The 20,900-nt window shown below is 70.7% G+C and carries 21 protein-coding genes and 1 pseudogene; 11 read left to right on the top strand and 11 right to left on the bottom strand.

The window, feature by feature from the left end; translation table 11 throughout:
- The first annotated feature begins 2 nt into the window (after positions 1–2).
- From QP939_RS13255 to QP939_RS13245, 3 genes are all read left to right on the top strand, one after another.
- Entirely contained in the window at positions 3–1,388 is a 1,386-nt protein-coding gene (locus tag QP939_RS13255) for an amidase (protein WP_285457046.1), read from the top strand.
- 62 nt (positions 1,389–1,450) lie between these two features.
- Positions 1,451–1,966: an RNA polymerase sigma factor gene (locus QP939_RS13250; protein WP_285457045.1), complete on the top strand. Its 516-nt coding sequence runs from the start codon at positions 1,451–1,453 to the stop codon at positions 1,964–1,966.
- Entirely contained in the window at positions 1,959–2,783 is an 825-nt protein-coding gene (locus QP939_RS13245; RefSeq protein WP_285457044.1) for a CU044_5270 family protein, read from the top strand. The genes QP939_RS13250 and QP939_RS13245 overlap by 8 nt, the downstream gene beginning before the upstream one ends.
- A gap of 2 nt (positions 2,784–2,785) precedes the next feature.
- Here the strand turns inward: QP939_RS13245 and QP939_RS13240 are convergent, their stop codons facing one another.
- Positions 2,786–3,649 (bottom strand): HpcH/HpaI aldolase/citrate lyase family protein, encoded by an 864-nt coding sequence (locus QP939_RS13240; RefSeq protein ID WP_285457043.1) that lies wholly within the window; start codon positions 3,647–3,649, stop codon positions 2,786–2,788.
- Complete coding sequence (locus tag QP939_RS13235) at positions 3,646–4,716, bottom strand: HpcH/HpaI aldolase/citrate lyase family protein (RefSeq protein ID WP_093945709.1); 1,071 nt, start codon at positions 4,714–4,716, stop codon at positions 3,646–3,648. The genes QP939_RS13240 and QP939_RS13235 overlap by 4 nt, the downstream gene beginning before the upstream one ends.
- 421 nt (positions 4,717–5,137) lie before the next feature.
- Here QP939_RS13235 and QP939_RS13230 point away from each other — a divergent pair, with 421 nt between their 5' ends.
- Genes QP939_RS13230 through QP939_RS13220 form a run of 3 tightly spaced genes read left to right on the top strand, consistent with a single transcriptional unit; the run spans position 5,138 to position 7,396 of the window.
- On the top strand, positions 5,138–5,788 hold the full coding sequence (locus QP939_RS13230) for a hypothetical protein (RefSeq protein ID WP_285457042.1): 651 nt from the start codon (positions 5,138–5,140) through the stop codon (positions 5,786–5,788).
- Between the two features lie 10 nt (positions 5,789–5,798).
- On the top strand, positions 5,799–6,449 hold the full coding sequence (locus tag QP939_RS13225) for an SDR family oxidoreductase (RefSeq protein WP_285457041.1): 651 nt from the start codon (positions 5,799–5,801) through the stop codon (positions 6,447–6,449).
- A complete protein-coding gene (locus tag QP939_RS13220) occupies positions 6,446–7,396 on the top strand; it encodes a ribose-phosphate diphosphokinase (protein ID WP_285457040.1) in 951 nt (316 codons plus the stop codon). The genes QP939_RS13225 and QP939_RS13220 overlap by 4 nt, the downstream gene beginning before the upstream one ends.
- Here QP939_RS13220 and QP939_RS13215 read toward each other — a convergent pair.
- Complete coding sequence (locus QP939_RS13215; protein ID WP_285457039.1) at positions 7,393–8,688, bottom strand: D-arabinono-1,4-lactone oxidase; 1,296 nt, start codon at positions 8,686–8,688, stop codon at positions 7,393–7,395. The genes QP939_RS13220 and QP939_RS13215 overlap by 4 nt on opposite strands.
- A gap of 86 nt (positions 8,689–8,774) precedes the next feature.
- On the opposite strand from QP939_RS13215, the gene QP939_RS13210 reads away from it, so the two are divergent.
- The gene (locus QP939_RS13210) at positions 8,775–9,959 is read left to right on the top strand and encodes an amino acid deaminase/aldolase (protein WP_285457038.1); all 1,185 of its coding nucleotides are present in this window, start codon (positions 8,775–8,777) and stop codon (positions 9,957–9,959) included.
- A 2-nt stretch (positions 9,960–9,961) separates the two neighbouring features.
- Here QP939_RS13210 and QP939_RS13205 read toward each other — a convergent pair whose 3' ends face one another.
- Together QP939_RS13205 and QP939_RS13200 are read right to left on the bottom strand one after the other, a co-directional pair.
- Positions 9,962–10,225, bottom strand: coding sequence for a hypothetical protein (locus QP939_RS13205; protein ID WP_285457037.1), 264 nt, complete (start codon positions 10,223–10,225; stop codon positions 9,962–9,964).
- Positions 10,226–10,629: 404 nt separating this feature from the next.
- Entirely contained in the window at positions 10,630–11,271 is a 642-nt protein-coding gene (locus tag QP939_RS13200; RefSeq protein ID WP_285457036.1) for a TetR/AcrR family transcriptional regulator, read from the bottom strand.
- Between the two features lie 130 nt (positions 11,272–11,401).
- On the opposite strand from QP939_RS13200, the gene QP939_RS13195 reads away from it, so the two are divergent.
- Positions 11,402–12,718, top strand: coding sequence for a GH1 family beta-glucosidase (locus QP939_RS13195; RefSeq protein ID WP_285457034.1), 1,317 nt, complete (start codon positions 11,402–11,404; stop codon positions 12,716–12,718).
- A complete protein-coding gene (locus QP939_RS13190; protein WP_285457033.1) occupies positions 12,711–13,970 on the top strand; it encodes an MFS transporter in 1,260 nt (419 codons plus the stop codon). Before QP939_RS13195 ends, QP939_RS13190 begins: the two co-directional genes overlap by 8 nt.
- Positions 13,971–14,294: 324 nt before the next feature.
- Here QP939_RS13190 and QP939_RS13185 read toward each other — a convergent pair whose 3' ends face one another.
- Positions 14,295–14,723 (bottom strand): hypothetical protein, encoded by a 429-nt coding sequence (locus tag QP939_RS13185; protein WP_285457031.1) that lies wholly within the window; start codon positions 14,721–14,723, stop codon positions 14,295–14,297.
- Between the two features lie 13 nt (positions 14,724–14,736).
- Entirely contained in the window at positions 14,737–15,081 is a 345-nt protein-coding gene (locus tag QP939_RS13180; protein ID WP_003069007.1) for a hypothetical protein, read from the bottom strand.
- Between the two features lie 330 nt (positions 15,082–15,411).
- On the opposite strand from QP939_RS13180, the gene QP939_RS13175 reads away from it, so the two are divergent.
- Together QP939_RS13175 and QP939_RS13170 are read left to right on the top strand one after the other, a co-directional pair.
- Positions 15,412–16,797 carry a helix-turn-helix transcriptional regulator gene (locus QP939_RS13175; protein WP_285457030.1) on the top strand — a complete coding sequence of 462 codons (1,386 nt, stop codon included), beginning with the start codon at positions 15,412–15,414 and terminating at the stop codon, positions 16,795–16,797.
- Between the two features lie 22 nt (positions 16,798–16,819).
- Complete coding sequence (locus tag QP939_RS13170; protein WP_285459735.1) at positions 16,820–17,707, top strand: phosphotransferase enzyme family protein; 888 nt, start codon at positions 16,820–16,822, stop codon at positions 17,705–17,707.
- A gap of 198 nt (positions 17,708–17,905) precedes the next feature.
- On the opposite strand, the gene QP939_RS13165 is transcribed toward QP939_RS13170, so the two are convergent.
- From QP939_RS13165 to QP939_RS13150, 4 genes and pseudogenes are all read right to left on the bottom strand, one after another.
- Positions 17,906–18,934, bottom strand: a complete 1,029-nt coding sequence (locus QP939_RS13165) for a copper resistance D family protein (RefSeq protein WP_285457029.1) — start codon at positions 18,932–18,934, stop codon at positions 17,906–17,908.
- A 4-nt stretch (positions 18,935–18,938) separates the two neighbouring features.
- Positions 18,939–19,487: a copper resistance CopC family protein gene (locus tag QP939_RS13160; protein ID WP_285457028.1), complete on the bottom strand. Its 549-nt coding sequence runs from the start codon at positions 19,485–19,487 to the stop codon at positions 18,939–18,941.
- A pseudogene (locus QP939_RS13155) lies at positions 19,488–20,247 on the bottom strand (YcnI family copper-binding membrane protein).
- A 70-nt stretch (positions 20,248–20,317) separates the two neighbouring features.
- Positions 20,318–20,812 carry a hypothetical protein gene (locus QP939_RS13150; RefSeq protein ID WP_285459734.1) on the bottom strand — a complete coding sequence of 165 codons (495 nt, stop codon included), beginning with the start codon at positions 20,810–20,812 and terminating at the stop codon, positions 20,318–20,320.
- Positions 20,813–20,900 lie beyond the last annotated feature (88 nt).

Genomic DNA, 20,900 nt, shown 5'->3' with positions numbered 1-20,900 from the left:
CTTTGACCGAGCTACCCGACCTGACCGCCGTCGACCTCGTCGCGCAGTACCGCGCGAAGACGCTCTCGCCGGTCGAGGTGACCGAAGCGGTGTTGGCGCGCATCGAAGCGCGAGAGCCGGAGTTGCACGCGTTGTACGCGTACGACCCTTCGGGGGCTCTCGATGACGCGAAGGCGTCCGAAGCTCGCTGGGCGTCCGGCGAACCGCTGGGCCCGATCGACGGCGTCCCGCTGACGCTGAAGGAGAACATCGCCACGCGCGGCACGCCGGTCCCACTGGGCACGGCGGCGACCGCGCTGGTCCCGGCCGCGGAGGACGCCCCGGCGGCGGCGCGGGTCCGCGAGTCCGGCGGCGTGCTGCTGGCCAAGACGACCATGCCGGACTACGGGATGCTGACGTCCGGCCTCTCGAGCTTCCACACGACGGCCCGCAACCCCTGGAAGCCGTCGGCGACCCCGGGTGGCTCGAGCGCGGGCGCGGGCGCGGCGGCCGCGGCGGGCTACGGGCCGCTGCACGTGGGCACCGACATCGGCGGCTCGATCCGGCTGCCCGCGGGCTGGTGCGGCCTGGTCGGGCTGAAGCCGAGCTTCGGCCGCGTGCCGGTCGACCCGCCGTTCCTCGGCCGCGTCGCCGGGCCGATGACGCGCACGGTTGCCGACACGGCGTTGCTGATGAGCGTGCTCTCGCGGCCCGACGCGCGTGACCACCTGAGCCTGCCCCCGGTCGACCTGCCGTGGTCTTCTTTGGATTCTTCGCTGACCGGCTTGCGCGTCGGCCTGCACCTCGACTCCGGCCCCGGCCTCCCGGTCGACCCGGTGACGCTCGACGCCGTCACCGCGGCGGCGCGGGTGTTCGAGAGCGCGGGCGCGGTGGTCGAGCCGGTCGGGCCGTTCCTGACCCGCGAAATGCTGAACGGCCTGGACGTCTTCTGGCGCACCCGAGCCTGGTCGGACATGTCGGCGTTGCCCGCCGACCGGCGCGCGAAGGTCCTGCCGTACATCGCGGACTGGGCCGCGGGCGGCGCGGACGTGTCCGGAGTGGACGTTTACCGCGGCTTCGCCCAGATCGACGCGATCAGCGTCGCGGCCTTGCGCGCGACCTCGGCGTTCGACGTCGTGCTGTCCCCGACGTGCCCGGTCGCGGCCCCACCGGCGGAGTGGGCGTCGCCGACGAACGACCCGGCGCGGCCGTTCGAGCACATCGCGTTCACGGTGCCGTACAACATGTCCGGCCAGCCGTCGGTGTCGCTGAACTGCGGGTACACCGACGACGGCCGCCCGATCGGCCTCCAGCTCACCGGCCGCCGCTTCGACGACGTCGGCGTCCTCCGGACGGCCGCGGCGTACGAACGCCTTCGCGGGCCGCAGCGCCCCTGGCCGATCGGATAGGGAAGAAGTTCCGCTCCTCCGGCGAAGTGGTGGTGAAGCTGTCGCCGACGGGAAGGGAACCCATGACCGAGGCAGCCCCGGTGAACGGCATCGAGCGGTTCACCGAGGTGCACGACCGCCACTTCGCCGAGATCTACCGCTACGTCGCCGGCCGCCTCGGCGCGCAGGTCGCCGAGGACGTCGCCGCCGAGACGTTCCTGGTGGCCTTCGACCGCCGCGAGACGTTCGACCCCGCCCGCGGCGAGCTGCGCGCCTGGCTGTTCGGCATCGCGACGAACCTGGTGTCAAGACACCGCCGCAAGGAAGCCCGCCACTACCGCGCGCTCTCCCGGCTCGAACCGCCCCGGCCCGCCGATGGCCACGAAAACCGCGTCGTCGTGGCCGGGCAGCTGGGGAAAGCGCTGGCCCGGCTCACTTCGGGCGAGCGTGACGTCCTGCTGCTGGTCGCCCTCGCCGACCTCGGCTACGCGGAAGTCGCCGAAGCGCTCGGCATCTCCCCGGGCACGGTCGGCTCCCGGCTGACGCGCGCCCGCAAGAAACTCGCTCCCGTTCTCGCCCCGGAGGCCACCGATGACTGACCTCGAGACGCTGCGCACGGCCCTGCTCCCGGACGAACCCGCCCAGGACGTCGTCGACCGCAGCCGTCACCGCCTCCAGAACCGGATGCTCGGCGCCCGACGGCGTCGGGCGCGCCCGTTCGTCGTCGGCGCCGGTCTGGTGGCGGCCGCGGCAGCCGTCGTGGTGGCGACCCTGCCCGCGACTCCGGCGCCGCCGCCTCCGCGGGCCGTGGCACCAGCCGAAACCGGCCCGGCGGTCCTCCTCGCGGCCGCCAGGGTCGCCGAGCGAGCCCAGGTCGGCACCGGCAAGTACTGGCACTCGACGACGAAGGTGGGCAAGGAGACCTGGGAGTACTGGACCACCACCGACGGGCAGGAGTGGTACCGCGGCGCGAACACCCACGGCAAGGCCGAGCCGACGCCGCGCCCGAGGCCCTATCGCTTGACCGGCACCGAAGTCACGCTCAGCCAGATCCTCGCGCTCCCGACCGAGCCGTCGGCACTCCGGAACTGGCTGGAGAACGGCCTGAAAACCCTGCCGGAAAGTGAGCGGGGCACCGCGGTCCTCCAGTCGCTGATCACGCTGGTCTCGACCGTGCCGTCACCCCCGGCGGTCCGGGCCGCGGCGTTCCGCGCGATCGCCGCGGACCCGGGCGTGCACGCCCTCGACGACCGGACGGTCGAACTCCCGGGCGGCGGCCGTCTCGTCGTCGACCCGGCGACCGGCGAGGTGGACAGCTCATCGGTGTTCCTCGGCGCGGACGGCAAACCGGCCACGAACGCGAACGGCGACACGTACGCGGTCAGTGCCGAGTGGACGGACGACCTGCCGACGTGACCTCAGCCCTTGACGGCTTCGGCCAGCGCCAGCACGCGCCGCGCGTTGTCGACGTGCAGGTTCTCGATCATGCGACCGTCCACCGTGACCACGCCGCGGCCTTCCTTCTGCGCTTCCTCGAAGGCCTCGATGATCCGCCGCGAGCGGTCGATCTCTTCCTCGGACGGCGCGAAGATCCGGTTGCACGGCTCGACCTGCGCCGGGTGGATCAGCGTCTTCCCGTCGAAGCCGTACTGCCGTCCCTGCTCGCACTCGGCCTCGAAGCCCTCGAGGTCCTTCACGTCGTTGTAGACGCCGTCGAGGATCGCCTTGCCGGTCGCGCGCGCGGCCAGCAGGCACAGGGAAAGCCCGCCCAGCAGCGGCCCGCGGCCCGGGACGAACTCCGCGTGCAGTTCCTTGGCCAGGTCGTTCGTGCCCATCACCAGCACGGTCAGCCGCTCGGACGCCGCCGCGATCTCCTCGGCGTGCAGCATCGCGACCGGCGTCTCGACCATCGCCCAGATCTTCGTGTGGTCCGGGGCGCCGCCGAGTTCGAGCGCGCGCTCGATGTTGTGCACCTCGGCCGCCGAGTTCACCTTCGGCACGACCACCGCGGCCGGGCCCGCCGACGCCGCGGCGCGCAGGTCGGCGTCGTGCCACTCGGTGTCCAGGCCGTTGACCCGGATGGTCACTTCCCGCGAGCCGTAGTCGCCCGAAGAAGCAGCCGCGCAGACGCGTTCCCGCGCGGCTTCCTTCGCATCGGGAGCGACGGCGTCCTCGAGGTCGAGGATCAGCGCGTCCGCCGGGATGGTCTTGGCCTTCTCCAACGCGCGTTCGTTCGCGCCGGGCATGTAGAGAACAGAGCGTCTCGGCTTCAGCTCGGTCATCCGAGGGCCTCCTTGGTGGCGGCGTCGTAGGCGGCCGCGAGTTCGGGGTCGTCCGCCGCGAGGGCGTCGGCCAGTTCGGCGACCACGCGGCACTGCTTCACCGACGCGTCGTCCTGCATCTTCCCGTCGATCATCACCGCGCCCGTGCCGTCGCCCATCTCGGCGATCACCCGGCGCGCCCAGGCCACATCGGACGGCGAAGGCGAGAACACCTTCTTCGCGATGTCGATCTGCACCGGGTGCAGGCTCCACGCGCCGACGCAGCCGAGCAGGAACGCGTTGCGGAACTGGTCCTCGCACGCGACGACGTCGCGGATGTCCCCGAACGGCCCGTAGTACGGCAGGATCCCGTGCATCGCGCAGGCGTCGACCATCCGCGCGACCGTGTAGTGCCACAGGTCCTGCTGATAGGTCGTCCGGCCTTCGGTGAGGTCGTCGCCGACCGGGTCGGTCCGCACCAGGTAGCCGGGGTGGCCGCCGCCGACGCGGGTCGTCTTCATCCGGCGGCTCGCGGCCAGGTCGGCCGGGCCGAGCGAGATGCCCTGCATGCGCGGGCTCGCGCCGGCGATCTCCTCCACATTGGCCACACCGCTCGCCGTCTCGAGGATCGCGTGCACCAGCAACGGCTTCGTCAGGCCCGCGCGCGCTTCGAGCTGGGCCAGCAGCCGGTCGACGTAGTGGATGTCCTGCGCGCCCTCGACCTTCGGCACCATGATCACGTCGAGCTTGTCGCCGATCTCGGTGACCAGGGTGATCAGGTCGTCGAGCACCCACGGCGAGTCGAGGCTGTTGACGCGCGTCCACAGCTGCGTCTTGCCGAAGTCGTTCGCCTTGGCGATCGCGACGAGCCCGGCGCGCGCGGCCTCCTTGCGGTCGGCCCGGACGGCGTCCTCGAGGTTGCCGAGCAGGACGTCGACCTTCTTCGCGATGTCCGGCACCTTCGCGGCCATCTTCTCGTTGCCGGGGTCGAAGAAGTGGATCATCCGGGACGGCGTCACCGGGATCTCCCGCACGGGAGCGGGCGCGCCCAGGGCGAGCGGGGCGAAGAAGTCCTTCGGGGAGCGCATAGGTCCTCCACGGCGACGACTAAGTGACTGATCGGTAACTTTAGTCGCGGGGCCGCGTCACCGCTGCGGCGTAGCTCACCGCCGTGTGGGTGACGGCGGACAACCGCAGCTCAGCGGCCCACGTCCACTGTGGATTTTCCCGGGGTTGCGCCGAATGGGCTAGTCGAGGCGAGGGATCCGATCCTGCCGCGGGTAGTCGGCCGCGGGCGGACGGTAATGCCACTCACCTCGCTCTCACTCGGTTGGCCGCACCGTTCGACCGAAGTCGGATGACCGCCTACCGACCGGTCATCGACCGCTGGGCGCCGCCGATCGCAGCCACTCGCACTACCCGGCGACTCCGCGCCGCCGCGCTGTTAGACAAGTCATGTGCCGGTTTTCCCCGGTCACGGTGCAGTGCAGGTTTGAAGGAGGCGGACTCGTGGCGGCTACACCTCAGAACACCGAGCGCTCGACGGTCGCCGGTGGCGCGAAGCGCAGCCGGTCGATGCCGAGCCGCGTGGTGCCGCCGATCGAGCTCCCCGCGGGCGTCGACGAACTCGCCACCGCCGCCGCGGCCCAGCTGGGCTGGAACGGCGTAGTCCTGCCTGAGATCACGATCCTGGGCCGCAAGGTCTGCGTGGTCGCCAAGCTCCGCACCGACGTGCACGCCGAACGCATCGCGATGGGTGCCGGCCCGGTGGCCGACCGCGCCACCGTCGACACCTGGACCTGGCCGGAGCTGGCCGGAACCGCCCCCGCCCCGGCCGCCGAGATCGTCGGCGTCCTGGCCGTCGCGCGCCACTGGCGCACCGCGATGGCCTCCGCGGTTCCGTTCGCCCGCTACGGCGAGGCCGCGATGGTGCTCCCGTCGCCGACCGTCCTCACCGAGGACTACGTCGGCAACTGCCTCCCGCGGGCCCGCGCGTACGGCCTCGCCGTCGTGACGGCCGACCCGAACGCCGTCGTCGACCTCGACCTCGAGGGCCGCACCGAGCGCGTCGTGCTCGCCGAGGACCCGGTTTCCCGCCTGGTCAACGAGCTGGTCTACGACCACCTCCTGCGCACCGCAGAGGCACCCGCTTCGCACTAAGGTCGGCTCCATGCGAGTCGTCATTGCTGGTGGACACGGTCAGATCGCGCTGCGGCTGGAGCGGCTGCTCGCCGCGCGCGGTGATGAAGCGGTAGGCATCATCCGGAACCCCGCCCACGCGGCGGACCTCGAAGCCGCCGGCGCCCAGGCCGTGGTGCTGGACCTGGAGAACTCCGATGTGGACGCCGTCGCCGACGTCCTGAAGGGCGCGGACGCCGCGGTGTTCTCCGCCGGCGCGGGCCCGGGCAGCGGCACCGCCCGCAAGGACACTGTGGACCGAGGCGCGGCGGCGCTCTTCGCCGAAGCGGCCGAGCGCGCCGGTGTCCGGCGGCACGTCCAGGTCGGGTCCATGGGCGCCGACAACCCGGAGAACCCCGACGTCACCGAGGAGTTCCGCGCCTACCTGCGTGCCAAGCGCGCGGCCGAAGACGACCTCAAGGCCCGCGACCTCGACTGGACGATCCTCCGGCCGGGGCAGCTGACCGACGACCCCGGCACCGGCCTGGTCCTGCTGGCCGAGAAGACCGGCCGCGGCCCCGTCCCACGTGACGACGTCGCCGCCGTGCTCGTCGGCCTGCTCGAGACGCCCGCTTCGAGCCGCCGCACCCTGGAGCTGATCTCCGGTGAGGCCGCCATCGGCGAAGCGATCTCCGCGCTGTGATCACTCAAGCTTCCAGAGAAATCGCCGTCTTCAGCGGCAGTGCCCACCCCGAGCTGGCCGAAGAGATCTGCGAGCACCTCGGCGTCCCGCTGCAGCCGGCCGAGATCCGGCGGTTCGCCAACGACTGCCTCGAGGTGCAGCTGCAGGCCAACTGCCGCGAGCGAGACGTCTTCATCATCCAGCCGCTGGTCAAGCCGGTGCAGGAACACCTCGTCGAGCTGCTCCTGATGCTCGACGCGGCGCGCGGCGCTTCGGCGTCGCGGATCACCGCCGTGATGCCGCACTACTCGTACGCGCGCTCGGACAAGAAGGACGCGCCGCGCATCTCCCTCGGCGGCCGCCTGGTCGCCGACCTGCTGGTGACCGCGGGCGCGAGCCGCGTGCTCGCGATGACGCTGCACTCGCCGCAGGTCCACGGCTTCTTCAGCGTCCCGGTCGACCACCTGCACGCCCTGCAGGAGCTGGCCAAGCACTTCCGGCAGTACGACCTTTCGCGCGCGACCGTCGTCTCGCCGGATCTGGGCAACGCGAAGGAGGCGTCGCACTTCGCGCGCCTGCTCGGCGTCCAGGTCGCGGCCGGGGCGAAGGAACGCTTCCCCGACGACCGCGTCCAGATCACCTCGGTGATCGGCGAGATCACCGGCCGCGACGTGATCGTCCTCGACGACGAGATCGCCAAGGGCAGCACGGTGCTGGAGCTGCTGGACAGGCTGGCTGAGCTGAAGCCGCGCTCGATCCGCGTCGCGTGCACGCACGGGCTGTTCGCGGCGAAGGCCATCGAGCGCATCGGCAGCCGTCCCGAGGTGCTCGAGATCGTCTGCACGAACACCGTGCCGGTGCCGGAAGAAGAGCGCACGGAGAAGCTGAAGATCCTGTCGATCGCGCCGGCGCTGGCCGAAGCGATCCGCCGGATCCACAACGGCGAATCGGTGTCCGCGCTGTTCTAAGCCGGGCCGAGCACCCGGTCCAGGTAGGTGTTGCTGAAGACGCCGTTGGGGTCGGTTTCCTTGCGCACGCGCAGGAAGTCGTCGAAGTGCGGGTAGCGGGAGCGGAGGACGCCGGCGTCGAGGTCGTGCATCTTGCCCCAGTGCGGGCGGCCGCCGACGGCGCCGGCGATCTTCTCGAACGCGCCGAAGTACTCGCGGTAGGGCATGCCGACGAACTGGTGGATGGCGATGTAGGCGGAGTCGCGCCCCTGCGCGGTCGACAGCCAGATGTCGTCGGCCGCGGCGACGCGGACCTCGACCGGGAACATCACCGGGTCCTTCAGCTTCGGCACCACGGCGCGTAGTTCGGCGAGCACGTCGAGCACTGATTCACGTGGAACAGCGTATTCCGTTTCGGTGAAGCGGACATTGCGCGCCGTGACGAAGACGCGGTGCGAGACGTCGCTGTACTCACGCGCGCTCAGGACGTTCGACGCGAAGCTGCCGAGCGACGGCACGAGCCGCGGCATCAGGCGGCCGGTCCGGCAGAGCCCGCCGAAGGCGACGTTCTCCATGATCTGGTAGTCCACGAACTCGCGGACCTTGCTCAACGGCTGCGCGGTATCGCACCGGTTGTTGCGCTTGACCAGGGCGTTCTTGCCGTAGGGGAACCAGTAGAACTCGAAGTGCTCGTTCTCGTCGGCGAAGTCGTGGAAGCCCTCGAGCACCTGCTCCAGCGGCTCCGGCCGTTCCTGCGCGCGCAGGACGAACGAGGGCTCGCACCGCAGCGTCACGGTCGTGATGACGCCGAGCGCGCCGAGGCCGACGCGAGCGGCGGCGAAGAGGTCGGGACGTTTGTCGGCCGAGCAGGTGACGACCGAGCCGTCGGCCAGGACGAGCTCGAGCGCGGCGATCTGCGTGGCGATGCCGCCGAGCTTCGCGCCGGTGCCGTGGGTGCCGGTGGAAATCGCGCCGGCGATGGTCTGTGCGTCGATGTCACCGAGGTTGGTCATGGCCAGCCCGAGCGCATCGAGAGCGGCGTTGAGCTGCCGGATCGTCGTGCCCGAGCGGATGGTGACGAGCCCGGTTTCGAGGTCGGCCTGCTCGATGCCGGTCCAGTGCCGCAGGTCGAGCGCATCGGAGTCGGCGGCGGCGATGGCCGTAAAGGAATGCCCGCTGCCCCAAGGCCGCAGGGTCCGCCCGGCGGCGGCGACGCCTTCGACGGCCGCCGCGATCTCCGCCGCGCTGCGGGGTTGGTGAACGTGCTGCGGCGAGGCGGACGCCGTGCCCGCCCAGTTGGTCCACCGGGTCATGCGCGCACCCTTCATTCCGTCGAGTGCCCGAAACAGTAAGTGAATAGTATTCGCGTTTCAAGCCTTCGTGTCGTACTTTAGACCTCGTGACCAGTGCGACGGTGTACGACTTGGCGACCAAGGACCTCGATCCGCCCTTGGCCGTGGTCGACTTGGCGGCGTTCGACGCGAACGCCGAAGACCTCCGGCGCCGAGCCGCGGGCAAGCCGATCCGGGTGGTCAGCAAGTCGGTGCGCTGCCGGGCGCTGCTGGAGCGGGTGCTCGCGATGCCGGGCTTCGAGGGCTTGATGTGCTACTCGCTGGCGGAGGCGGTCTGGCACGTCGAGCAGGGCACAACGGACGACATCGTTGTCGCCTACCCGACGGCCGACCACGAGGCCCTCCGCCGCCTGGCGGCGTCGGACGAGGCCCGCGCGTCGATCGCGATCATGGTCGACTCGCCCGAGCACCTGGACCTGGTCGACGCGGCGCTGGGCCACAACCACCCGGAGATCCGGGTGTGCCTGGAGCTGGACGCGTCGTGGCGCCCGCTGCCGGGAGTCCACGTCGGCACGCGCAGGTCCCCGGTGTTCACCCCGAAGCAGGCGGCGGCGTTCGCGCGCAAGATCGTCTCCCGCCCGGGCTTCCGCCTGGTGGGCGTGATGGCGTACGAGGGCCAGATCGCGGGCTTGGGCGACGCGGCGGGAGCGCGCCTGAACCGCCTGGTGGTGGGCTGGATGCAACGCCGTTCGGCGGCCGAGCTGAACCGCCGTCGCGGCGAAGCGGTCCGAGCGGTCCAGGAGGTGACGCCGCTGGAGTTCGTGAACGGCGGCGGCACGGGAAGCATCGAGTCGACGGGCGCGGACGCGGTGGTCACGGAGATCGCGGCGGGCTCGGGCCTGATCGGCCCCACGCTGTTCGACGGGTACACGCGCTTCAAGCCCCGCCCGGCGGCGTTGTTCGCGTTGCCGGTGGTCCGCCGTCCGACGCGCAACATCGCAACGCTCTTTTCCGGCGGCTACATCGCTTCCGGCCCGGCGGGTGCTTCCCGTGTGCCGCAGCCTTACCTGCCTCAGGGCCTGAAGTTGCTGGGTTTCGAGGGCGCGGGCGAGGTCCAGACGCCGGTGACGGGCCGAGCGGCCCGAAACCTGAAGCTCGGCGACCGGGTGTGGCTGCGCCACGCGAAGGCGGGCGAGCTGGCGGAGCGGTTCACGCACTACCACCTCGTGCAGGGCGACCAGGTGGAGCGAACAGTGCCCACCTACCGCGGGGAGCACCAGAACTTCGGCTGACGCTAGAGGCCTTCGTGCGCCTTGCGCCGAGCGAGGTAGGCAGGCCAGTCGGCCCGCGCGGCGATCACGTCGTCGATCGAGAGCTTGACGACCGCGCACCCGCTGAGCGAGCAAGCCCGCGGGTAGCTGGCGTCGATCAGGGAGATGCCACCGATCTCGTCACCGTCGTCGATGTAGGTGCAGAGGACGGGGTGGAACGAGCAGTCTTCGTAGATATCGCCCGGCTGGAATTGCCCGGCGCGGTCTTCGTCCGGCACATCGGCCACCGTACGGCCTCCGTCCCATGGCCCTGTGGATGCAAGCCACATCGGGAGCGGTAGTGGGTGCCGTTGCGGGCGGCGGCAGTGGGAGGCCGATGCCGGACGACCCTGCTGCAATTGCGGAGGACGGCGTCAGCGGCTGCGGTGCCGGGGACGGCGCGGTCTGCTCACCCATGCGGGGCGCGGGAACTTTGCCGATCGCGGCGAGTTTGCGGCGGCCGACCTGGGCAATCCGCAGCGCGAGTGGATCTCTGGCGCGGTCCCGGTCCAGCACATCGGCCACCGCGCGCGCAGCCCGCCCTTCCCTGGGGGAACCCCCGCTTCCAGTCTATCGGCGCCCACCGACAACCCAGCCCCAAAACCGGAGTTGTCCACAGCTGTGCATACCTGTGGACAACTCCTGTGGACAGCTAGTCCCCGAACCGGGCCGCGAGATACCCCTTAACGACGTACTTGGCCTCGGCGACGATCTTCTCGTCCCCGCTGGGCTCCCGCCGGAACGCCAGCTTCAGCAGCGCGTCAGCCACCTCGTTGGCGATCGTGATCGCGAACCGCAGGTCCTCGACCGGCCGATCGACCTGAGCCGACAGCAGATCCGTCAGCGAGTCGACGATGACCGCGTTGTTGTCGCGTGTCTCGTCCAACAACTGGCGGTCGATGATGTCGCCGAAGTGGACCTTGGAGAATCCCGGGACCGTCCGGTGCATCTCGAGGTAGATGTCGAGGATCGAGTCGACGACGTCCCACCAGTGCTCGGGCCCGAGCTGCTTCAGCCGCTCGTTCACCGCCGCCACGAACCTCTCCAGGTTGCGGGCGGTAAGCGCTTGCACGACCGCTCGCTTGTCGGGGAAGAACTGGTACAGGGACCCGACCGCCACTCCTGCGCGCTTGGCGATCAACGTCGTCGTCAAGGCGTCGTAGCCCAGTTCGTCGATCAGTGCCGCGCTCGCGTCGAGCATCTGCTCGACCCGCTTCGCGCTGCGCTGCTGAACCGGCTGACGGCGCAAGGGGGTGGCTTCTGCCGGCACCTTCGCGGCCTGGATGTCGGACACGGCGCTCCTCCTCGTCTGATCTGGGACTTTATCGTGCCGACGGGGTTCCCCACGGACGAGTGAAGACCTAGTATATGAGAACTTTTCATGTTCACCCGTACGGGTGGCCTGACGAAGGGGTCAGCAGCCGGTGCAGAACCCGATCTTCCCGCCCGACTTCCTCTGGGGTGTCTCGACCTCGGCGTTCCAGATCGAAGGCGCCACCCGCGAAGGTGGGCGCGGACCGTCCATCTGGGACACGTTCACCGCGACCGAGGGCAAGATCGCCCGCGGTGAACAAGCAAACGTAGCCGCCGACCACTACCACCGCTACCCCGAAGACATCGCGCTGATGGCCGAACTCGGCGTCGGCGCCTACCGGATGTCCATCGCCTGGCCGCGCATCCAGCCCGACGGCACCGGTGCACCCAACGCCGAAGGGCTCGGCTTCTACGACAAGCTCATCGACGCCGTGTGCGAAGCCGGCATCGCGCCCGCCGTCACGCTCTACCACTGGGACACCCCGCAGGCGGTCGAAGACGCGGGCGGCTGGCTCTCCCGGGACACCGCTGAGCGTTTCGCCGAGTACGCCCGCATCCTCGGCGAGCGCTTCGCCGATCGGGTGAAACTGTGGATTCCGCTCAACGAGCCCATGGTCATGTCCATCTTCGGCTACGGGATCGGTGAGTACGCGCCCGGCCGGATGCTGCTGCTCGACGCCATCCCCACCGCGCACCACCAGAACCTCGCGCACGGCCTCGCCGTCCAGGCCCTCCGCGCCGCCGGGGCGACGAACATCGGCACGGCCAACAACCACTCGCCGATCTGGCCCGCTGACGAGAGCGACCAGGAAGCCGCCGAATGGCTGGACGCGCTGCTCAACCGGCTCTTCGCCGATCCCGTGCTGCTCGGCAGCTACCCCGAGCAGCTCCACGCGCACCTCCCGGCCGGGTTCGCCGACGACCTGCCGACCATCGCGCAACCCCTCGATTTCTACGGCATCAACTACTACGAGCCGCAGGGGGTCGCGAAGCCGAGCCCGGGCAACCCGCTGCCCTTCGACCTTCGCCCGATCGAGGGTTATCCGATGACCACGAACGATTCGCCGATCGTTCCGCACGCCCTGCGCGAGCTGCTGCTCGACTTCCACCGCCGCTACCTGGACAAGCTGCCGCCGATCCAGATCACCGAGAACGGCTGCAGCTTCGCCGACGTCGTCGCCGAGGACGGGGGCGTGCACGATCCCGAACGCATCGACTTCCTGCACAGCCACCTGGTCGCGCTGCGCGAGGCGATGGACGCCGGTGTCGACGTCCGGGGCTACTTCTGCTGGTCCCTGATGGACAATTTCGAATGGTCCAAGGGTTATGCGCCGCGCTTCGGCCTGGTGCACGTCGACTACGAGACCCTGCGGCGGACGCCGAAGGACTCGTTCCACTGGTACCGGAAGCTGGTGCGGAATGAGTGAATCGACCCGAGTCCTCCCGGAGGCGCTCGCCGAGCCCGTCGTGCGCGTGCGGCCCGGCTGGATGAGCCTGCTGTTCTTCGCGAACATCGCGCTCTGGCTGGGGATCTACGCGCCGATCCAGGTGCTGCTGCCGCAGCAGGCCGAGCTGCTCGACCAGGTGAACAAGGAGTTCGTGCTCGGACTGGTGATGGGGGTCGGCGCCGTCGTGGCTCTGGTCGTCAACCCGGCCGTCGGGCTGCTGTCGGACCGGACCTGCTCGCGCTTCGGCCGCCGTCACCCGTGGACGGTGATCGGTGCGGCGGTCGCCGCCGTCGGGCTGCTCGTGCTGGCCTTCGCGCCGGACGTCGCGCTGATGATCGTCGGCTGGTGCCTCGTTCAGGCCGGCCTCAACGGCATGCTCGCGACGCTCATGTCCGCGATCGCCGACCGCGTGCCGGTCGGGCAGCGGGCGCAGGTCGGCGGGCTCGTCGGCATCGCGCAGATGCTCGGCACCGTGCTGGGCGCGCTCGTGGTCGTCGTGATGCTCGGCATCGCCGGACTGCCGCTGGCTTACGCCGTTTGCGCCGGGATCGTCGTGGTCGGCGCCGCGTTCTTCGTGCTCCGGACGCCGGACGCGCGCCTGCCGGTCGAATTCCGGCCGTCGTCCCAGGCCGGCGAGGTCCTGCGCAACCTGTGGGTGTCGCCGCGGCGGTTCCCGGACTTCGCGTGGGCGTGGTCGTGCCATTTCATGATCAACCTCGGCAACGCGTTCGGGACGCTCTACCTGCTGTTCTTCCTCAAGGACGCGGTGCACTACCCGGATCCGGACACCGGGCTGCTCATCATGATGGCGCTCTACGGCGTCGCGCTCGTGATCGGCGCCGTCCTCGCCGGGCACTTCTCGGACAAGTCCGGACGGCGTAAGCCGTACGTCCTCGCGGCCTCCGGCGTGATGGCGTTGGCCGCTTTGCTGCTGGTGCTCTGGCAGAGCTGGCCGGTCGCGCTCGCCGCGTCGCCGCTGCTGGGCGTCGGCTTCGGTGCGTACATGGCTGTCGCGCTCGCGATGCTGACTCAGGTGCTCCCGACGGCGCAGGACCGCGCCAAGGACCTCGGGGTCATCAACATCGCGAACTCGCTGCCGCAGGTGGTCGCGCCGCTGCTGACGCCGCTGGTGCTCGCCTACCTGGGTGGTTATCCGGGGCTCTTCGCCGCGTCAGCCGTCGCGACGCTGCTCGCGGCCGTGCTGGTGCTCCGCGTGAAGGCGGTTCGCTGAACGAAGGTGGAACCGCGGGCCGGTGCCGGTCGGGGGAGGGGAGTGCAACGGCACCGGCCCGCGGAATTCGAGGGCCGCTCTGAGGCGGGCCGCCGCGCGGGTCGACCCTTGATCCACGCTGCGTTTGATGATCAATCTAGCGGGGGATTACCGCCTGGGCTAGGCCTGACGGCGAATTTTTTCGATTAATCGCGGTGGGGACCGGGATGGCCGGGAACTGGTTCGCACTGCTCGGGGGTGCGGGCGAAACAGTCCCCGGCCGGGGCGAGAGCAGGCGCGGGTCCGATGGGGCGATCGGTCGGCCGCGCTCGCCGGCTCAGTGGGTCAGGCCGTGACCGCTCGGCGCGGGTTCACCAGCGCGTGGCGCCCGGTGGTCTCGGCCGGGGACGGCGCCGGGACCGGGTGGCCCTGCGCGGGAACCGGGCTCTTGCGGCGGCCCTGCAGCCGCCGGTCCGCCGACGCCTGCTGCTGCTGCGGGGCCAGCCCGCCCGCCACCAGGTGTTCGTGCGCGACCTGCCAGACGGAGCACGGCGCCTTGCAGCGGTGCCACCGGGTCGAGCAGGTGGGGCAGTCGCCGCGTTCGTCGGGCTCGTGCATCTTCAGCATCGCGCGCCACGCCTCCGTCAAGCGGGGCAGTTCGGAGCGCGCGACCGAGACGAGCGACTGGGCGTCGGCGCGGTTCGCCAGGTCGGTCAGCATGTCGAGGCGCTCCCAGACCGCGTTGCGGAGGACCTGCCCGAGTACCTGATCCATCGTCAGCTCACCGTCACCTTTCCGCCATCTTGGCGGCTTCGTTGAGCGCGGCGCGCAGCTGGCCGAGCTGGCCGGACGTCAGCCGCGCGGTCTCACCGGGAGGCGAGACCAGTACCACCTGGTTGTCTTCGACGAACACCGTCACCGCGCGCTCGCGGCTGATGAGGTCGCCGCACTGCACGCGCCACACCAGCTGACCGCCCTCGTAGTGGCGGACGCTCGCGGTGCGGGGGTCCACCGCGGCGGCGGGGGTGACGGGGCGGACGGCGGAGACGGGAGAGACCGTCGCGACCGCCGGCCGCACGGCGCGGGTGGCCGTGCCGGCATGTCCCCCTGCGAACGAGTCCACGAACTCCACGCCTCTCTCCGCTCTGTCGTCTCTCTTCGGAGTGGCTCCGAAGATGCCTTCTGCAACATCGCCTTTGTGACTGTGCTGCGGTTTTCGTAGCTCTCCGTGATCGCTGCCGGTGTCCGGGCGGTGACGGAGATCTGACAACTACAGTGAGGTGAAACCGGGTGCGATAGAAGGTCGAAATGGCGTCATAGCGGTGACCGGACCGGGTTCCACGGTAAGCGGTCAACGGACTTCGCCCGGACCGATCAGGGCGCCAGTTCGGCAGTTCACACGGTTTCGCAGGTTTGCCTACGCTGTTTCACAGACGCCCGACCGGACAGTGGAGGGGGCGCGATGGACGCCAGTAACGGTGGCAGTGCCGACGCCAGGCAGGGCCACGCGGTTCCCGCTGACGCGTGGGAGCAGCCCGAGATGAGAGCTGCGCTCGCGACGCGCGAGATCAGCGCCGTTTACCGGCTCCTGCGCAAGCACGGTGTCTCGCAGCGCCAGATCGCCGCGATGACCGGCCAGTCCCAGTCCGAGGTGTCGGAGATCCTCAAGGGTCGCCAGGTCATGGCCTACGACGTGCTCACGAGGATCGCCGATGGCCTGGGCGTTCCCCGTGGATACATGGGCCTCGCCTACGACGAGGCCACGGCGATACGGGTCGTCGGCTCCGCCGACGGCCAGCAGGCTGAGGAGGACGAGTCCGTGAAGCGACGGAGGTTCCTCGCGCACGCCGCCCAGGTCACGATGGGTGCGGCGGTGTTCGGTCCGGAATCGGGCACGTGGTCGGCCGGACCGGCGCGGACGCCGGCTCCCGGGCGCATCGGCATGACCGACGTGCGCCAGGTGGAGGCCGCGACGCGCGCGCTCCGGGCGCTGGACTACCAGTACGGCGGCGGGTTCTGCCGCGACGCCGTCGTGGCGCAGCTGTCCTGGGGACAGCAGATGCTCGAAGCGCACGGCACCGACATCGTGAAGAACCGCCTGTACGTGGCGCTGGCCGACCTCCACTCGCTGGCCGGCTGGACGTCCTTCGACACCGGCCTGATGGACTCCGCCCGCGGCCACTTCGCGAACGCGCTCGACCTGGCCAAGCAGGGCGAAAACCACCCGCTCGTCGCCAACGTGCTCTACCGCATGGGCCGCGTCTACCTGCACCAGGACGCCCCGAACGACGCGCTGAAGCTGTTCCAGCTCGGCCAGATCGCCGCCCAGGAAAGCGGTTCCGAGCTGGCCGTCTCGGTGCTGTGCGCGAACGAGGCCTGGGCCTACGCGATGATGGGCAACGAAGAGCAGGCCGTGAAGCTGCTCGGCCGGAGCAAGGACGAGTTCGAGCGCGCCAACCTGGCCGAGGCCGAGTCCTGGGTGAAGTTCTTCACCGAGACCGACGTCTACGCCATGGTCGGCACCGTCCACACGGTCCTCGCGCAGAAGAACGCCGAGCACACGAAGTACGCGATCCCCGCCCTGACCAGGGCGGTCGAGTCCTACGACGACGAAATGGCCCGCTCCAAGACGTTCATGCTGAGCGCGCTGGCCACCAACCACCTGCTGGACGGCGACCTCGACCACGGCGCCAAGGTCGGCGGCAAGGCCATCGACTGCGCCGAGGGCATCAAGTCCGAGCGGGTCAAGGACCGCATGCGGCCGCTGCAGGACGAGGCCGAGCGCCGCCGGAACAACGCCGACGCCCGTGACCTCGCCGATCGCCTCAACGCTTTCTACGCCGCCTGACGTCGACGGCGCCGGCACGATCTTGGACGGCCGGTTCACCGCGGGGAAGTTGCGCGGTGTGCTGGCCGAGACCTGCTCGCTGCTGGGCCTCGACCCGGCGGGCGCGCGGCTGCTGCGGTTCACCAACAACGCGGTGTACGCGCTGGTCACCGCGCCTTTCGTGATCCGCATCGTCGGCTCGACGCAGCTGCGGCACCGGGTCGGCACGGTCGTGCGCGTGGCCCGGCACTTCGAGCGCCACGGCGTCCCCGCGATCCGGCTCCTCGACGGCGTCGAGCAGCCGCTGGACGTGGCCGGGCACCTGGTGACCGTGTGGCACCAGGTGCCGAGCATCGGCCGGCCGGCGACCTCCGCCGACCTGGCCCGCCTCCTGCGCCAGGTGCACGCGCTGCCCGCGCCGGACGGCCTCGCCGAGTGGGCGCCGTTCGCCGCGGTGCGGGCCAGAGTTTCCGATGCCGAGGAGATCACCGCCGCCGACCGCGCGTTCCTGCTCGACCGCTGCGCCGAGCTCGAGGCGGCGCTGGCCGAGCTGGAGTTTCCGCTGCCCAGGGGCCTGGTCCACGGCGACGCGTACCCCGGCAACGTCATCCCGGGCCCGGACGGACCGGTGCTCTGCGACTTCGATTCGTCGTGCGTCGGCCCGCCGGAATGGGACCTGACGCCGCTGGCGGTCGGGCGCGACCGGTTCGGTGACCCGCCGGTGCGGTACCGGACGTTCGCCGCCGCGTACGGCTTCGACGTCACGTCGTGGCCGGGATTCGCCGTGCTGCGGGCGGTCCGGGAGCTGAAGCTGACGACGAGCGTGCTGCCGATCCTGCGCAGCCGGCCGCAGGTGCGGCCCGAGCTCTACCGGCGGCTGGACGATCTCCGGAAAGGCCGGACGGACACGCGCTGGACGCGTTACCGTTGAGCCAAGTCTGTCACTTGATGTGACCGGCGCCACAATCTGCACGTGCATTCGCCGACTGCAAATGACCGTTCGTCGCTTCCGGAATGCGGTCAGCTCTGGGTAGAAAGTTCGGCTCGACGGGTCACCCCCAATGGATCACCAGTCATCCCAATGCGCAACTTGCAGCTACCCGCCGTGTCCGACCTGCGGTGATGCGGTTCAGGAAGCGACGACCGGCGCCCGCGTCAACACGACCGCGAAGCCGAACGCCAGCCCCATGACGGTCAGCTCGAGCGTCGCCCACGCGGCGAGCGCGGTCCGGTTGTGCCGGACGATCTGCGGCATCAACCGGAAGCGGGTGTATGCGCCGAGCAGCGCGATGGCGCCGGTGCACACCAGCTTCAGGAGGAACAGCTGCCCGTACGGCGTCGTGAAGATCGCCGCCCAGAACCCGATGGTCGGGTTGAGCGAGATCTCGACGAGGCCGTTGAACAGCCCGGTCGCCGCGGAGAGGACCAGGCAGAGCGTCGCGAGCTTGGAGAACCGGGGCAGCGCATGCGCCAGCAGCGTCCGGTTCGCGACGAGGAGCACGGTCATCGCGCCGAGGCCGCCGGTCCAGGCGACCGCGCTCATGACGTGCAGCTCCATCGAGATCATCGTGTAGTCGTGGTAGTTCCAGTTCGACGCGTGCCCGGTGACCGGCAGCGGCAGCAGCGCGAACAGGCCGAGCCCGACGCGGACCTCGGCGGGCACCTTCTCGCCGAAGCGCAGGGCCAGCGCGCCGATCCCGGCGTGCCCGAGGGCGAGCGCGGCGACGATGACGAGCGCCTTGCCCGCGCCGACGTTCGCGATGTAGCTGCCGATGTCCCCGGCGGAGAGCGTTGTCGAGCCCGGCTTGTACTCCGCGGTCTGCAGGATGAGCGCGACCACCGCGGCGGTGGCCCAGACGAGCGCGGCCGCGACGCCGGCCGGGCGGGCCAGCCGCATGATCGGCTCGGTGAGCTTGGGCCGGTCGTACCCGACGAGGACCGACAGCAGCGCGAGCCCGATCGTCGTCACCGCGGCCAGGTCGAGCAGGACCCGGACGATCGGGATGCCGGCCGAGACCACCGCGCTGGGTTCCACCACACCCGGCACCGGGGTGGTGGACATGAGCGCGACGCCGATGAGGGCGCCGAGCAGGCCCGCCGTGACGACGCAGAGCAGCGTCGAATAGCGGGGTTTCGCGGTGGTCTCGGCTTGGGACATCGCCTTACTTCTTCTCCTCGGCGGCGCCGCCGCCCGAACGCAGGGCCACGGTCAGCCCGATGGCCAGCAGCACGACCGCGCCGGCGATCCAGACCCAGATCGGCACCCCGCTCGACGGCGTCGACGCCGCCTGCGAGGAGCTGCCCGGCGACTTCGCCGCGTCGACGGTCGCCGGCGTGCCGGTGCCCGCCGTCGTCAGGGTGAAGGTGAGCTCACCGGTGACCGGGTGGCCGTCGGCGGAGAGCACGCGGTACCCGACCGTGTACTTCCCGGCCGGGCCGAGCGGCCGCAGCGGCGCGCTGATGACGTTGTTGACCACGCTGATCGGTCCCTCGGCCCACTGGCCGCCGCCGGGTCCGGTCACCGCGATCTGGTTGACGTCCGCGCCCTGCACGTACTGGTCGAACGTCAGGCTGATCTTCGCCGGGCCGGCGGCGACGGACGAGCCGTTCGCCGGGTCCGAGGAGATCAGCACGTTGTGCGCGAGCGCCGGGGTGGCCGTGCCCAGCAGGGCCACCCCGGTCAGTGCCAGCGCGACGAGCGCCTTGCGCATCTAGTCGTTGCCTCCCGACTTGGCCGTGGCCTTGCGGGCCCGGATGGTCGCGCCGGCTCCGACGCCGAGGCCGATGGCGCCGACGAGCAGGCCGGCCCCGCCGAGCCAGCGGGCCGTGCTGTCTGACGTGGTGGTCGCTGTCGCGGCGGCGTCCCCGGTCGTCGACGCCGTCCCCGCCATACTGCCGTGCGCGTCGCCGTCCTCGGCCTTCGCGGCCAGCTTGACGACCGGCGCCGGGTGCTCCGGCTCCTCGCCGCCCGGCGGCGTCGGCTGGTTCCAGTCGACGACCTTGCCGTCGCTGTAGGTCTGGTGTGCCGGGAACTCGATCTGGTCCACAGTGGACGGCAGCGGGCCGAAGCTGACCTGGAACTCCTGGAAGTCGGTGCCCTTCGAGCTCGTTGCCCGGCTGCGCGGTCCACGTCACCGCCGTGACGGCTTCGGTGATCTGGGTGCCGTTGTCCTTGGTGATCGGGGTGGGCAGCTTCGACTTCGTCACCTCGGCGGTCCAGCCGGGCAGCGGCTTGGTCCGCAGGCTGCCGATGCCGTAGTCGCCCTTGATGTCGACGACGACCTTGGTGGTGGCGGCGTTCGCCTCCTCGTTCGGCACGCGGAACCAGATCGCGGTGTAGCCGCCCTTGGTGGGCTGGGCGCCGTAGACGTTGGCGGTCACGTGCGCGGAGGCGACGCCGGCGCCGAGGAGTCCGGCGACCCCGACCGTGGCGGCGAGGAAACCGGCGCGCTTGAAGACGTGCTGGGACATGGGTTCACTCCTGATGAACTCAAGAAGGGGCAGCGGACTGGTTGTCCGCTGGTTCGGGGATGAGCTGGGTTCAGGAGTGGCTGGGCGGGCCGCGTCGCCCGCGGATCCGGCGCAGGTCGACGCCGACGAGGTGAGCGGGCCCGTCGACGCGGGCCGGGATGGGCGCGGGGGCCGCGGCCGGGACCGGCAGCGGGGTGAGCAGCCGCGGCAGGATCGCGCGCAGCACGGCCAGCACCGTGAGCAGCGTCGAGTCCGCGCGGGCGAGCAGGAGCGCGGTCAGCACGGTCGCGACGGCGTGCGCGGTGATCATGCCGAGGCCCGTGCTGTCCGCCGTCGCGTACATGTCGTGGTGGCCGGCGAGCGTGGTGAGCAGCAGGTGCATCACGAGCTGTGCGGCACCCAGCAGGGTGATCGTGGCGACCGCGCCGCGTGCCTTGCGGGCGAGCGCCGTCGCGGTCCAGCCGAACAGGGCGGTGAGCAGCACGGTCATCGCCGGGTCGGGCAGGCCGCCGTCGGCGAGGCGGTGCGCGGTGACGGACAGCGTCGCCGCGCTCACGGCCAGCAACACGCCGCGCGTAGCACCCAGCACGGCGGGTCGCCGTGCCGAAGTGCGCATGGCGAGCAGCCTAAGCGACGCGCCGCAGGGTGATCGT

It is taken from the genome of Amycolatopsis nalaikhensis (genome assembly GCF_030264295.1).
Taxonomy (GTDB): Bacteria; Actinomycetota; Actinomycetes; order Mycobacteriales; family Pseudonocardiaceae; genus Amycolatopsis; species Amycolatopsis nalaikhensis.
This window is presented reverse-complemented; position numbering and strand designations above follow the sequence as displayed.